This window comes from Pseudoalteromonas rubra (genome assembly GCF_005886805.2).
GTDB lineage: Bacteria > Pseudomonadota > Gammaproteobacteria > Enterobacterales > Alteromonadaceae > Pseudoalteromonas > Pseudoalteromonas rubra_D.
On record NZ_CP045430.1, the window covers coordinates 677350 to 693985 of the forward strand.

The 16636-nt window shown below is 48.5% G+C and carries 5 protein-coding genes; all 5 read right to left on the minus strand.

The genetic code is table 11. The annotated features are described in order from the left end of the window. Positions 1 to 351: 351 nt before the first annotated feature. A complete protein-coding gene (locus CWC22_RS21975) occupies positions 352 to 639 on the minus strand; it encodes a DUF6966 domain-containing protein (protein ID WP_138539176.1) in 288 nt (95 codons plus the stop codon). 8 nt (positions 640 to 647) lie between these two features. Further along, the gene (locus CWC22_RS21980; protein WP_195879868.1) at positions 648 to 7925 is read right to left on the minus strand and encodes an RHS repeat-associated core domain-containing protein; all 7278 of its coding nucleotides are present in this window, start codon (positions 7923 to 7925) and stop codon (positions 648 to 650) included. Positions 7926 to 8165: 240 nt separating this feature from the next. Then, positions 8166 to 8516, minus strand: a complete 351-nt coding sequence (locus CWC22_RS21985) for a hypothetical protein (protein ID WP_138539776.1) — start codon at positions 8514 to 8516, stop codon at positions 8166 to 8168. Positions 8517 to 8909: 393 nt separating this feature from the next. Next, a complete protein-coding gene (locus tag CWC22_RS21990) occupies positions 8910 to 9323 on the minus strand; it encodes a hypothetical protein (protein ID WP_138539777.1) in 414 nt (137 codons plus the stop codon). Then, positions 9323 to 16462: an FG-GAP-like repeat-containing protein gene (locus CWC22_RS21995; RefSeq protein ID WP_195879870.1), complete on the minus strand. Its 7140-nt coding sequence runs from the start codon at positions 16460 to 16462 to the stop codon at positions 9323 to 9325. Before CWC22_RS21995 ends, CWC22_RS21990 begins: the two co-directional genes overlap by 1 nt. Positions 16463 to 16636: the final 174 nt, after the last annotated feature.

Consider the following 16636-nt stretch of genomic DNA (forward strand, 5'->3'; position numbering starts at 1 on the left):
ATTAGCAAAACACGTAAAAGAGCGAGATAGCTTGATACCGCTGGAGCGTCCATATATGTTTTCCAAAATTCATGCCCATTGCACAGCCTTTCCCGCACAGTAATACCCGGAGGACACACCGGGTATAAAGTGGTAGTGCTTAGTGTCTAATAAGCTAACCTGCCTCTTCCTTGCCATTGGCATAATCCGTCAGCCTCAAAACATTGAGCATTATCTAAAGGTAGACGGCGTACATCCTGTACGCCATTGTAAGATGGGTATCTACTCAAATTTTATACACTGCCTTTTATGGACTTAGTGTATTCTGTTTAACTCATCCATTGAGCAACAGTTGTTACCTCCTTTGTAACTTTATCTATCGTTTAAGATGCGAAATAGCTCTGTTCTCAACTCATCTAACTTTTGGTTTTCCTTTATCATAGGCTGACCTTGCTCATATAAAACAAGGTCGCTAAAAGATCCCATTCCGCCATATACTCTCAGAATTTCACTGCGAAGAGTTTCTAAGTTCTCCGCATTGGTGGAATCTAATTTTTGCCTAAAGTTATTGAATGAACCGACCCAGTTTGTTTCGCCAACTGAGACAAGGAGCTCAATAATTTTTTCAATTTCCGAAATTAACAAAGTTACATTCTTCATATATATTCCTATTTTAGAGGCGAGCTACCTAAAACCTTAACACCTTTAAGCAACCAAGGTGTCTCAACTACTATCTGTTGAGTACCACCGACAAAGTGTCCACCTTGAGAGCCAACACGGCCAGTATGAATTGTCGTTCCAGCGGGAATTCGAACTTTAAAAACGGTGTCGATCGGAGACTTTGCACCGCCGGGCCACACAGGTAATACTGCTTTATCAATTCTTGTTTGAATCTCGCTTATGGGCTTATCTTTTGAAAAAAACTGCCCCAGTGGCCTATCTCCTGTACCGGCTCGGTACAATACCATATCTTTATCTAGCACCCTTGAAGTATATCTTCCACCAGCAAAGGTTCCTGCAAGATCATCAGATAAACGAGCTATGCTGTTTGTAACAACCCTCGCTTGCTTAAATATACGGCTGGATTGATAAACGCGATACAGCCATGCAGGGGTGCCTACCGCGGGCGCAAAAGAAACTGCAAAACCAACAACCTCGATGCGTTCCATGGTGAGCTCTTCGCCTGTAACTTTGCCAGCGAGCATCGCTTCAGCATCCCGCCTGCCCATATTAGTGTTCCCAAGTGCCAGACTCGCTGTCAGCTCTTTAGTATTTAGCTCTCTATCAGCTCGGATTTCAGCGGCTTCTTCAGCAAAATAATCTGACAACCCTTCAAGCCCATACTCATCGGCCAGTTCAGATTGATAATCAGCCCATTCATCCGCCTCATGACCCAAGCCAGTGCTACTTAGCAAGGCATTTACTCCAAAGCTCTTGATAGCTCCCTTTAAAAAGCCACCGGCAAAATTTGCCATTGCAGTTCCGCCACCATCAATGGCCTGAACCACACCTACCACAAACTGCACTGTGCTGTAGAACTCATACGCAGTAATTGCAGTAGTAATAGCAGCTGCCAAGGTACCAGTAATGAAACCGTTCAAGATTGCGTGTTTTAGCAGGCCAACACCTAAGGTAACAAAGATGTAACCACTGGGGTCTGTCTTATTCAGCGGGTTATTCACCACATACGAATAGCGGTTAAAGTTTTGAATGTTTTGTGGTGCCTGCACCATGGGGTCTGCTTGTAAGAAACGTCCCAGAATAGGGTCATAAACACGCCCGCCCATGTGCACCAGACCCACCTCATCCATCTGCTCATGACCCGTGTAACCACGTAGTGTCAGCTTACTGGTGAACTTATTCTGGTCACTGAAGTCTCTCGCCCAGGTGGTCGCGTTTCGCCGTGCACCAAACACATCAAAGCTCATCACCTGCTCTTTCTTACCACTGGCATCCGCAATCACATGCGTTGAACCCAGATGGTCGTCCAGCATAAAGCGTGTCGTCGCCTGATTGTTCACTGTGGTAATAAGTACTTTGCCCGCGATGTAGCGCTTGCTCACCCAGGTGCTCTGGCCGCCATATCGGATGAACTCCACATTACCTACATAGCGGGTTTCCTGCGCGATTGGAATAAAGGTGCTGATATCCCCGTTGAGGATAGGCAACAGCAAACCTTTTTCACCACCAAATTCAGTACGCTTATAACGCTTACCATAACCTGAGTAGGCAAACTCCATCCAGTAGCTGTCTTTTTTGATGTAAACCGGCTTGTGGAAGGTGTTGTATACCAGCTCTCGGGCATTGTCCTTCACCATGTTACCTGCCGCATCGTACTGGTAGGTATTGGCTCTGTCACCCGTGACTTTCGTCACCGCATGGGGGCGGCTCGACTGATAATGATAATGGCCCACACCTGTTTTATAGGTGATGTTACCCAGCTCATTATAGCTGATTGTGGTGCTCGGCCCCCCTGATATCGCACTGCTGGTAACCCGGTTCAGGCTGTCATACCCGAACGTTTCTTTCTTACCAATCGTATGGTCCTGACGATAATTCAGGTTACCCAGATTACTCCAGTTATAGGCCCAGTTCTGTAACGTGCCACTGCCCGTTGACTTCAGACTGGTCAGCAAACCCGTTTCCTGATCGAACACCTTAGTCCGGGTAATGCGACTACCCAGTTTCTCTGTGGTGATGTTACCAAAGGCATCCGCCGCCGAGGCCTGCCAGACGACACTGTTCGTCTGCAAGTCTTTGAGGGAGCTCATGTGCTTGTGCGCATTGTAGTGATAAGTCACTGACTTGCCCGACGCATCTGTCTCTTTATATAACTGACCGGCATTATTATAATGCTTAACTTCTTTATAAGTAGTGCCGTCAATCACCGTATGCTTTTCGCGGCTACGACCAAAACTGTCGTAGTAAACACGCTCGGTAAATCCTGTGACCCTGTCGGTCGTCACAGCAATCATCCCCTTGGCATACGCACCACTGTCATAGGTATTCACCACATGATGCTCAAGCTTCGTGCCACCGCGCTTGCGCTGTACTTCTGTGTTTCGGCCCAGTACATCGTATTGATACGTGATCACATTGCCATTGCTGTCTGACTCTCGGGTTACCTGATGATAGGCATTATAGCTGTAATTGGTGGTGCCCTTGTCAGAGTCGATTATACGGGTTTTATTGCCGTATTTATCAAAGCTGACCTGGATCTTATTGCCCTTAGGGCCAGTCAGCAGGCGTGACTTACCATTTTCATCATACTCATAGTATGCCGATTTACTGTTTGCATCTGTGACCTTGACCAGCAGGCCTATCGCATTTGTCAGCTGGGTATTTTTACGATTAGACGGGTTAACCGTGGTCACACTCTCGCCGTTGTACTCGGTTTTCCAGATAGAGCCATCTGCCTTAGTTATCTGTACAACCCGATTCTGCTTATCGTATTTGTACACATTCCAAAGTGGCGTGCCACCGTGGAAGTAAGGCATGGACTCTTTATACTTGCGACCCTTGGTGTCATACAAATAATCAACGTTGATGAATGTACCACTCAGGGACATACCAGACTCACGCAACACACGACCATACTTATCAAAGTACTGTCGGCTGGTAGGCCCGCTCTCAGACACACTTTCCTCGTAATACGCCGCACCGCTCACACAGCCATTACTACTGGTACACCAGTATTTACTCTCGCTGCTGCTCAGTGCCTTAACGCCAGTCTTGCTTGTATTGTCAGCCGGAGTTGAAGTTTCTCCCGTCAGACGGCCCAGTTTATCGTAGGTGTAGTAAGTCCGCTGACCATTGGCAGTCTGGGTATAGGACTTACGACCCAGGCTGTCATAACCTATGGAACTGCGATGCCCGAGGCTATTTTTCTCACCCGTGACCAAACGGTAGGTGCTGTCATAATAGGTTTCCAGCGTCTTGGTAGGTAAGCCTGACTTAGAAACCGTTTCTTTAGTGATCAGGCCATAACTGTTCAGGGTATAGCTCTTCACCACACCGTTATCTGCGGTTGACTTAATCAGGCGCCCTTTGCTGTCATAGGCAAAGGTTGAGGTATGGGTGTTCTGATAGTTCCCTTTATTTGTGCCATTCAAACGGTTCAGATAACGCTTGGTCTCCACCGTTTTAGTAACACGCCCACCGTAATTGCTGTAGCTGTAAGTATTTCTTGTGTCTGTCTTTGCATAGCCATTTTTCGAATCAACTATGCTGCTTTGCGTTAACGGATTACCGTAACTGTCCACCGTAACATTTTTAGTTGTGGTCGCTATCAGCGTCAGACTGCTGACATCTGTATTATAGGTTTTAGTAACCGTTCTGGACGGGTAGACAATATAGGGTTTGGTGCTATTGGCAGTAACAAAACTCGTTGCCTGCTTACGACCAAAAGTCGACGTCATATCTGATTTCAGACGCCAGATACTGGTATTCACCGACGCCGTAGACAGCGTTGCAAACTGTGCACTGCTTACCTGTACAGGCGATGCCTGTATCCCAGCAGCAGAAATGCCTTCTGCCGCACTGAAAGTCCTGGCTGAGGCAGCCAGAGTATCTATTGGTGCAAACTTTGGTGCTTCGCAACGCTCACCAGGTTGCCAGGAGCAGTTACAGCTTTCCGGAAATACTTCACAAGGATCTAAGTCACCACCGCCACCGGAGCCGCCACCCGACCCTCCGCCGGAGCCACCACCTGAGCCGCCACCGGTGGACGTGTCGCTGCCATAACGTACATAGGTCTGAACCCGCTCCGGGCTGCCCCGGTAATCGCCATCCTGACGATAGGTTGTAACAACCTTAGTCCCGCCATTGACCGCTTCCATTTCTATCTGACGAAAACCCAGCATACCACGACCCACCTGGGCCTTCGCACCGTGATACTTGTACTTAATGGTTTCGCCTTTTGTTTCCAGAATGCTCACCACACGGGCGCCGGACTTCACATCCGTAACGCGGCCATTGCCCCAGCTCTTGGTGCGGGCATCATTATGTGGTGTGTAAATATTGCGGTTGTTCAGCGTCGAATACGACACCGTCGTATACGCACCAAATCCGTCTCGTACCGACGAGATCAGGTTGGTCGGTGCATCCGAGTTCTGATATAAGCCCATACGACCCTGGAATACCAGTTTGTCTGCGCTGCCATCACCCGTGACGTCCATATAAGTCGTGAAGTCATAGTTCGACCCATTAGAAGTCATTTTGCGGTACGTAAAGTTCGTGCCGTTATAAAAGTAAAAATGATCTCCGTGATCTTCCCGGTATACCTCTGGGATCCCATCACCATTGATATCAAACACCTTCAGGCTTGGCTTGTCGTAGTTAAATAACTTGATCCCGCCCGCAAGCCCTGTACCGGTATTGATCCGCGCATACCAGTCATTGTTACTGTTGCGGTACAGAATATCTGCCAGACCATCGCCATTCAGTTCAACCGCCTGAATGTCTTTGTATGCACCAGTACTACCCAAAGAGTAAAGTTCTTCGAAGGTGTCATTGCCCTTTGAGACCAGAATTTTCCAGTAAGTTACATGTGAATAGCCCTGTGTGGTAATGGGACCTGATACCCGGCTAAGTTGCTGTGCCTGCTCCGCCTGGAGTGCTACCATGGCGGCTGGCCCACCTACCATATTCACCGAATTCAGCTGGCTCAGTTCTACTGGTTTAATAGGTGCTGACTCATTGTTTAGTGGGATTGAACCGCCACCAAGGCGCTCTACCTGACCACCAAATTTATCGCCCAGATTAGCCGTGCGGGAGACTAAGTGTTGTGTGCTGGCTGAAAAAGGTTCTATTGGTTGAACCCCTACCGGGTCTTCACACCTGCCTTCAAAGTCGCAGTCGCCGCCACCGCCACCGCCACCGCCACCGCCGCTGGTATAGGTGCTCACACGTACTTGCGCCAGGAAGTCGGCACGACCATCACCATTAAAGTCCATCGCCTGGAAGGTGTTGTCTTCTTTATCGTACGACAACATAGTTGCCGTTGAGCCACTCGGTGCCGACAGGTTAAACTTCAGCGCTTTTGCCTGCCCACTGGCCAGACCCGTTTTAATGCCTTTCTGATAAGACAGCTTGTTGCCCACAAAATGCAATAGCTCAGGGTAACCATCTGCGTCTATGTCTAAAAAGCGCGTATTGTCATCTGAGCTCGGCTTACTAATCCCGCTCAGTTGGGTAGTGGTGAAATTCATTGCTGAAGTATGACGCATCAGTTGCCAGTACTGGCTGCTGCCCTTCATATACAGGATGTCGTCTTTACCATCCTTATCATAGTCAATGACTTTCCAGGTTTTACGGAAGGTTTTCGTAGCAATATCATGAAAACGACGCTCATCGCCAAAGCCACTGCCCGTATTCGGGATCATATATAAATGATCTGACGAGCTGCCCCGGTCGTTACGCACAAACGCGATGTCAGTCAGACCATCCCCGTTGAAATCCATAAACTGGTGCGCTTTATAGCGGCTGTTTCTGGAGTAGTCACGACCAATGTCTGACCCCAGGCGAATGCTACCGCGCGTCTTCCAGTTAAATACCGTCGGCGACAAACAGCTGTTGTCCGACGAGCAGGCCTGCACTTTTTGCAGCGCACTTTGTGTAACGCCGGTGCCGATATAGCGGTACGTCAGCTTATACTTACGCAGCAGGTTCCCTGAATAATAGGAGTCGATTTGCTTCAGGCGCTTGGTCAGGCCAACCTTGTTCCCTTTCAGATAAGAAACTTTGTTCTTATCTACACGGTCTTCCCAGGTAAAGCGGATTTCATTGCGGGTGCCGCCTGTACCATAGCCTGAATACTTCACCGCCGTCGGGTAATACTCCAGACTACCGCTGACCTTAGTATAGTGGTAGGTGTAGTAGTTACCCGAAGCATCCTGAACACGCTTCAGTGCCCAGGCAAATGCCTTACCCTGCTTTGAGTTAATCAACGCATCCGAGGTGCTGCTGTATTTACCATAGGTATATTTATTGCCTTTCACATCCGTTACCGTGAAGGCATACGGACCTGTGCTGGTGCTGGAAGTATGGGCAATGATTTTCTGACCACTGTTCTGACGCGTACGGTATTCCGTGTTGTTGGCGCCATAAGTCTGACCCGATTTCACAATCAGACGCTGGCCATCCAGACAAAAGCGGTCATTGCTATCAAAGTTAACCGCACCGGCCTTGCCGTCGGTTTCCATATTCTGCTCACAGCGGGTAATGGCACTGAGTCCGCCAATGGCAAATCCCACACCCACATGACCATTGTTGGGATTAGACGCATAGCTCAGAGAAACAGACGGCTTCAGTCCACCCGTTGATTCACCCGTGGTGATGGGAATGGAATAAGTAAACTCACCACTGGGTGACACGTTACTCTCTGCCGACAGTGAGCCCACATAATCATTGGTGTTGATGGCTGAACTCAGCCCCGTCGCCTGAGCATAATGCACCAGCTCGGCAGATGGGTTCACAAAGTCACTACGAAAATCATAGTTTACATCGCGTACCTGCATCCGCGTACCGATGTCTCGCAGGTCAATGCCGATACGGTAAGGGCGTACCTGGCCATTTGAAATGAGCAATTCATGTCCAAGATCGGACTGCATCAGAATGTCAGGCTGACCATCTCCGTCAAAATCACTTCGCAGACGCTTACCGACCACGTCCAGGTCGTTGCGCAGTGCCGTAAAGTCTTGCTTTGACAGATACTCCAGTTTGTATCCGTTTGCCGTTTCGACCACGCGCACATAGGGCATGGCGTTATGGACACGAATACTGACCGGGGCGTCATCCGCCGTGGTAACCTGTTTAACAGGCTGCTGATAATAGAGGTGGCCGTTACTGTCTCCCCAGACATCGCTGCTGGGGGTGACCGGGCTGGCCTGTCCCGACACACTAAAAGCCCCCAGCATCAGGGCCAGGGTTCCTTTGTACTTAAACATGTTTGCTCACTTTGTTTGTTATTTTTATCTGACGTTAATACCTGTCTGCATTTACACACATTCAGTTTGAAGAAACCTCGCGCGCGCAGGGAAGCCCAGAATGAGCATATTTCTCACCCGGGGCCTTGATAGTGTCACAGAGACACGGGCAGCCTGTTGCACACAAAATCAGGATATCTGAATGCAATGCTCTGACTTGAGCACAGAGGTATAACCGTATCGACAATTTGGTCGGTGGTGTTATTCAACCACCTTCACTTCAACTTCATCGATTTGGCAGTTCGCAGAAGCCTGATTAAAAGTGAGCTTAACGGGCAGGTTAGCGGCAACAGCAGTCAGTAGCATAGACTGCATATTGCGATAGTTCTCGCTGGTTTTATTCAGTGCAGCCGCTTCTTCCTGATCCAGGTTACAAGCCAAAGTGGCATTAGTACCCTGAGGGAACTTCACTTTTACCTGAGTGGTGTTGGCAACAACCGAAGAAAATACAACGTTTGATACGCCTTCACAGCTGTACTTATCGCAGCTTGCAGTAGCCTGACCAGCGAAAGTGATGAATAAAGCGGAAATAGCAAGTGTAGAGAATTTCATTGTCATTACGTCCTTTTATTAGTTATCGGTACAATGGTACCCAAAAAAGAACAAAAAATAAACCACAAGTTCACACCCCCATCATCAATTGCATACAGCTATTTCTAATGTAAACAAAAGGGCAACTCACTCAGGCATGGCACCTATTATCACCGCATCTCAGTATGCTGAGAAGTAAGCAAAATGATCTGCTAGGGCTGTACGACAAAAAATATATATATTTAACAAGTCACTAAAAAATCGTTATTTAGGAGCGCATACTTAGCTTAAGTGAGCATAGACAGCCTCTATTTGTCTCTTGAATCGAGTTAGTGTCTTTCACAAAAACGCCACCTATTTAAGACAATAGGTGGCGAGAAAGCTCTGCATTAATGCTATAGATCAAGCGCTCTGCTAATTCTGCTTCGTACAGGGCTCAATACTAAACACTTTCATTAGCGTTCCTTTATTAAACCCTCCATACCCTCTAAAGGCCGCATCAAAAACACCTGTAACCTCCACACACTTTCCATGAAGTTCACTGAGCTGATATGCCGTTTCGAGATTTGAGTCATCAGGAAGTACTAAACTAATGGAGTTCTCAAAATCGTCTTTTTCATATTTTTCATAATCTGGAAATAGTGTAGAAAAATCCAAGCCAAATAAGTACACACCGCGAATACTGATGGAATTGTCGTGGTAATTTTCTGGATTTTTGAGTAACTCTTCAAATACCGTTCGTTTGTATTGTTCTTTCTCATCACTTGCCTGAGCAAGTGATGAGAAAACAAGGATACAAAGCATAAGGTAACTTTTCATTGGTGTCATTACCTACCCCTTCTTGCCCTTCTAATAGCACTAATTGAAATGACGGCGTCCTTTGGTTTCCACTCTGTCGGAACTGCTTCACCTGACAGCGTTCTGACCCGATATTGTCCACCGACCTTTTCCAGCACCCTGATAGCACCAGTTGGGGTTTTTATATAGTTAGGAATATTCTTTTTCTCCAGGAAACCATGGTCACCGGGACCCGGGATTTCTCGCTTCTCATTGATCAATTTTCTAAGCTTTCGATTAGATTCATCACTTTCAACATGGGTATGAGCAACGAATGAGAGATCATCCGATGGTTTGATAGAAAACGAACATTTCTCGTTCACACATTTGTCAGGCTGTATCAATCCACCATCTTTTTTCACGACAACGGACTGCTCTTTTTTAGTATCTGTCATACCGCCTAATAACTCTATTGCTTTCTTGTCCATTTCTGGGGTACCAACAATATCTTTTGGCGGTTCCGTCTTAGCGGTTTCCTCTTTTTCAGGTGCTTCTACTTCAGCATCAGCGGCAGTTACACTGATAGCATCTTTAGCTCCTTCGGATGCCTTAGCTTTATTCACAGATGTAGCCATATCCATAAGTGTGCTGCCAGCAACGTAGAGCGCCTTAAGCTCACTAAACGGCACATCACAGGAGCCAACTCCGGCAACCGAAAGTGCACACCCTTCTGCCCAGCTTTTAGCATAACCACCTAGGAAATTGGCCATTGCCGTTCCCCCTCCATTAATGGCCTGAATGATGCCTACTGCTGTTTGTGCCAGGCCATAGTATGAATAGGCTGTCAGCAAACCACTGAGTACAGTCGCTGTCACACCCGTGATAATTCCCTGGCTGATTGCCGCATTCAGTGCCCATACCGCAATCGTCGCAAAGATATATCCACTGGGGTCGGTCTTATTCAGCGGGTTATTCACCACATACGAGTAACGGTTCAGGTTCTGAATATTCTCCGGTGCCTGCACCATAGGGTCTGCTTGTAAGAAACGTCCCAGGATTGGGTCGTAAATACGCCCGCCCATGTGCACCAGGCCTACCTCATCCATCTGCTCATGACCCGTGTAACCACGTAGTGTCAGTTTGCTGGTGAACTTATTCTGGTCGCTGAAGTCTCTCGCCCAGGTGGTCGCGTTCCGACGTGCACCAAACACATCAAAGCTCATCACCTGCTCTTTCTTACCACTGGCATCCGCAATCACATGCGTTGAACCCAGGTGGTCGTCCAGCATAAAGCGTGTTGTCGCCTGATTGTTCACTGTGGTAATAAGTACTTTGCCCGCAATGTAGCGCTTGCTCACCCAGGTGCTCTGGCCACCATAGCGAACGAACTCCACATTACCCACATAACGGGTTTCCTGTGCGATTGGAATAAAGGTGCTGATATCCCCGTTGAGGATAGGCAACAGCAAACCTTTTTCACCACCAAATTCAGTACGCTTATAACGCTTACCAGAACCTGAGTAGGCAAACTCCATCCAGTAGCTGTCTTTTTTGATGTAAACCGGCTTGTGGAAAGTGTTGTATACCAGCTCTCGGGCATTGTCCTTCACCATGTTACCTGCCGCATCGTACTGGTAGGTATTGGCTCTGTCACCCGTGACTTTCGTCACCGCATGGGGGCGGCTCGACTGATAATGATAATGGCCCACACCTGTTTTATAGGTGATGTTACCCAGCTCATTATAGCTGATTGTGGTGCTCGGCCCCCCTGATATCGCACTGCTGGTAACCCGGTTCAGGCTGTCATACCCGAACGTTTCTTTCTTACCAATCGTATGGTCCTGACGATAGGTCAGGTTGCCCAGATTACTCCAGTTATAAGCCCAGTTCTGTAACGTGCCACTGCCCGTTGACTTCAGACTGGTCAGCAAGCCGGTCTTCTGATCGAACACCTTAGTCCGGGTAATGCGACTGCCCAGTTTCTCTGTGGTGATGTTACCGAAGGCATCCGCCGCCGAAGCCTGCCAGACGACACTGTTAGTCTGCAAGTCTTTGAGGGAACTCAGGTGCTTGTGCGCATTGTAGTGATAAGTCACTGACTTGCCCGAAGCATCTGTTTCTTTATATAGCTGACCGGCATTATTGAACGACCAGATTTCCTTATAGGTACTGCCGTCAATCACCGTATGTTTTTCACGGGTACGACCAAAACTGTCGTAGTAGAAGCGCTCGGTAAATCCTGTGACCTTATCAGTCGTCACCGCAATCATCCCCTTGGCATACGCACCACTGTCATAGGTATTGACCGCATGATGTTCCAGTTTACTACCGCGCTTACGCTGCACCTCTTTTGAGCGTCCCAGCACATCGTATTGGTACGTGATCACATTACCGTTGCTGTCTGACTCTCGGGTTACCTGATGATAGGCATTATAGCTATAACTGATCGTGCCCTTATCCGGGTCGATTACCCGGGTTTTGTTACCATACTTATCAAAACTAACCTGGATCTTATTGCCCTTAGGCCCCGTTAACAGACGGGTTTTACCTTTTTCATCATACTCATAGTAAGCCGACTTATTGTTGGCATCCGTCACCTTGACCAGAAAGCCCATTACATTCTTCAGCTGGGTATGTTTATGATTGGACGGGTTAATGGTCGTGACACTTTCGCCGTTGTACTCGGTTTTCCAGATAGAGCCATCTGCCTTGGTTACCTGCACAACCCGGTTTTGCTTATCGTATTTGTACACATTCCAAAGTGGCGTGCCACCGTGGAAGTAAGGCATGGACTCTTTGTATTTACGACCTTTCGTATCGTATACATAGTCAACGTTGATGAATGTGCCACTCAGAGACATGTTAGACTCACGCAGCACACGACCATACTTATCAAAGTACTGTCGACTCGTCGGGCCACTTTCAGATGTATTTTCCTCGTAATAAGCAGCCCCACTGATACAGCCACTGGTGCACCAGTATTTACTCTGACTAGTGCTCAGCGCCTTAGCGCCTGTTTTGCTTGTGTTGTCGGCCGGGGTTGAAACTTCTCCCGTCAGACGACCCAGTTTATTATAGGTATAGTAAGTACGCTGACCATTGGCAGTCTGGGTATAGGACTTGCGACCCAGGCTATCATAACCTATGGTGCTGCGATGCCCGAGGCTGTTCTTCTCACCGGTCACCAAGCGGTAAGTACTGTCATAGTAGGTTTCCAGCGTCTTGGTGGGTAAACCTGACTTAGAGACGGTTTCTTTAGTGATCAGACCATAACTGTTCAGGGTATAGCTTTTCGCCACACCGTTATCTGCAGTGGTCTTTATTAACCGTCCTTTGCTGTCATAGGCAAAGGTTGAGGTGTGGGTATTCTGATAGTTCCCTTTATTTGTGCCATTCAAACGGTTCAGATAACGCTTGGTCTCTACCGTTTTGGTAACCCGGCCACCATAATAGCTGTAACCATACGTATTCGTTTTTTCCGTCTTTGCATAACCGTTTTTCGTATCAATCACACTGCTGTGTTTTACTGGATTACCGAAACTGTCTACTGAAGACACGGTTTTAGTTTTGGTTGATATCAGCGTCAGACTGCTGACGTCTGTGTTATAGCGCTTAGTGATCGTTTTAGATGGATATACCAGATAAGGCTTAGTGCTGTTCGCAGTGACAAAGCTTGTTTCCTGCTTACGACCATAACTTGAGGTCATGTCTGATTTTAAACGCCAGATACTGGTGTTAACAGAAGCCGTACTCATGGTCGCAAACTGGGCGCTGTTTGAACGCACAGGTGACGCCAGTGCACCGTTGAAACCCTCTGCCGCACTGAATGTCTCTATCGGTGCAACTCTTGGTAACTCACAGGCTCGGTCTGCTTCCCAGCGACAGTTACAAGTTTCAGGAAATACTTCACACGGGTCAATAGGCCCGCCACCGCCGCCACCTGAACCACCGCCAGAGCCGCCACCTGAACCACCACCGGAAGACGTATCGCTACCATAGCGCACATAGGTCTGAACCCGCTCCGGGCTGCCCCGGTAATCCCCATCCTGACGATAGGTCGTGACTATCTTAGTACCACCATTCACGCTTTCCACTTCTATCTGACGGAAGCCCAGCATGCCGCGACCCACCTGGGCCTTTGCACCATGATACTTGTACTTAATGGTGTCATCATTCTTAATGAGTGCACTGACGACCCGCGCCCCTGACTTCATATCCGTAACACGGCCATTGCCCCAGCTCTTAGTGCGGGCATCGCTGTGTGGCGTATAGATATTACGGTTGTTCAGCGTCGAATACGACACCGTCGTATACGCACCAAAGCCGTCTCGTACCGACGAAATCAGATTGGTCGGTGCATCCGAGTTCTGATAAAGACCCATGCGCCCCTGAAATACCAGCTTGTCTGCAGCACCGTCACCAGTGACATCCATAAAGGTCGTAAAGTCATAGTTAGAGCCATGCGAGGTCAGTTTACGATACGTGAATCCTGTGCCATTGTAGAAGTAGAAATGGTCTCCATGGTCTTCCCGGTATACCTCTGGGATCCCATCACCATTGATATCAAACACCTTCAGGCTCGGCTTGTCATAGTTAAATAACTTAATTCCGCTGGCAAACCCTGTGCCTGTGTTGATCCGGGCATACCAGTCATTGTTACTATTGCGGTACAGAATATCTGCCAGACCATCACCATTCAGCTCAACCGCCTGAATGTCTTTATACGAGCTGGTACTGCCTAAAGAATAAAGCTCTGCAAAGGTGTCATTCCCTGTTGAAACCAGGATTTTCCAGTAGTAACTGTTACGATAGCCCTGAGTGGTAATAGGGCCAGATGTCCGGCTCAGTGACTGTACCTGCGCTGCCTGTTGCTCCGCCTGTAATAACGCACTGGCTGCCGGACCACCCACCATATTCACCGGATTCAGCTGACTCAGATTAACCGGAGTAATGGGTGCTGATTCACTACGCTGTGTGACCGTACCACCACCGATGCGCTCCACCTGACCACCAAATCGATCTGCCAGGCTTGAAGAGGCCCCGACATGGTTAACCTTAACCGCCATTGGAGTGGGTTCAATCCCTCTGGGATCTTCACAGAAAGGCGGTCTTTCACAGGGGGGATGAATATCGTCATAATAAGTACTCACTCGCACTTTAGCGAGGAAATCAGCACGACCATCCCCATTAAAGTCCATCGCCTGGAAGGTGTTGTCTTCTTTATCGTACGACATCATAGTCGCCGTTGAGCCACTCGGTGCCGACAGGTTAAACTTCAGCGCTTTTGCTGCACCACTGGCCAGACCCGTTTTAATGCCTTTCTGATAAGACAGCTTGTTGCCCACAAAATGTAACAGCTCCGGGTAACCATCTGCGTCTATGTCTAAAAAGCGCGTGTTGTCATCCGAGCTCGGCTTACTGATCCCCGTCAGCTGCGTAAACGTGAAGTTCATCGCTGACGTATGGCGCATCAGTTGCCAGTACTGGCTGCTGCCCTTCATATACAGGATGTCGTCTTTGCCATCCTTATCATAGTCAATGACTTTCCAGGTTTTACGGAAGGTTTTCGTAGCAATATCATGAAAACGACGCTCATCGCCAAAGCCACTGCCCGTATTCGGGATCATGTATAAATGATCTGACGAGCTGCCCCGGTCATTACGCACATAAGCGATATCGGTCAGGCCATCCCCGTTGAAATCCATAAACTGGTGCGCTTTATAGCGACTGTTTCTGGAGTAGTCACGACCAATGTCTGAGCCCAGGCGAATGCTACCCCGTGTTTTCCAGTTAAACACAGTGGGTGACAAACAGCTGTTGTCCGACGAGCAGGCCTGCACTTTTTGCAGCGCACTTTGTGTAACGCCGGTGCCGATGTAGCGGTACGTCAGCTTATACTTACGCAGCAGGTTCCCTGAGTAATAGGAGTCGATTTGCTTCAGGCGTTTAGTCAGGCTAACCTTGTTCCCTTTCAGATAGGAGACTTTGTTCTTATCAACACGGTCTTCCCAGGTAAAGCGGATTTCATTGCGGGTGCCGCCTGTACCATAGCCTGAATACTTCACTGCCGTCGGGTAATACTCCAGACTGCCGCTGACCTTGGTATAGTGGTAGGTGTAGTAGTTACCCGAAGCATCCTGAACACGCTTCAGTGCCCAGGCAAATGCCTTGCCCTGCTTTGAGTTAATCAACGCATCCGAGGTGCTGCTGTATTTACCATAGGTATATTTATTGCCTTTCACATCCGTTACTGTAAAGGCATACGGGCCTGTGCTGGTGCTGGAAGTATGGGCAATGATTTTCTGGCCACTGTTCTGACGCGTACGGTATTCCGTGTTGTTGGCGCCATAAGTCTGACCGGATTTCACAATCAGGCGCTGACCGTCCAGACAAAAGCGGTCATTGCTATCAAAGTTAACCGCACCGGCCTTGCCGTCGGTTTCCATATTCTGCTCACAACGGGTAATGGCACTGAGTCCGCCAATGGCAAATCCCACACCCACATGACCATTGTTGGGGTTAGACGCATAGCTCAGAGAAACAGACGGCTTAAAGCCACCCGTTGATTCACCCGTGGTGATGGGAATGGAATAAGTAAACTCACCACTGGGTGATACGTTACTCTCTGCCGGCAGTGAGCCCACATAATCATTGGTGTTGATGGCCGAACTCAGCCCCGTCGCCTGAGCATAATGCACCAGCTCGGCAGATGGGTTCACAAAGTCACTACGAAAATCATAGTTTACATCGCGTACCTGCATCCGCGTACCGATGTCTCGCAGGTCAATGCCGATACGGTAAGGGCGTACCTGGCCATTTGAAATGAGCAATTCATGTCCAAGATCGGACTGCATCAGAATGTCAGGCTGACCATCTCCGTCAAAATCACTTCGCAGACGCTTACCGACCACGTCCAGGTCGTTGCGCAGTGCCGTAAAGTCTTGCTTTGACAGATACTCCAGTTTGTATCCGTTTGCCGTTTCGACCACGCGCACATAGGGCATGGCGTTATGGACACGAATACTGACCGGGGCGTCATCCGCCGTGGTAACCTGTTTAACAGGCTGCTGATAATAGAGGTGGCCGTTACTGTCTCCCCAGACATCGCTGCTGGGGGTGACCGGGCTGGCCTGTCCCGACACACTAAAAGCCCCCAGCATCAGGGCCAGGGTTCCTTTGTACTTAAACATGTTTGCTCACTTTGTTTTTTATTTTTATCTGACGTTGATATCTGCTCACACTTTTTTGCCGAACCTGAGATCAACTACAAGGCACTCCCTCACTTACACAGCTGCAACTGTCTCAGAAAAAGGTAAGTAAGGTATTAACAACAAAATTCATGTGCCTGAGCACAGTACTCTGAG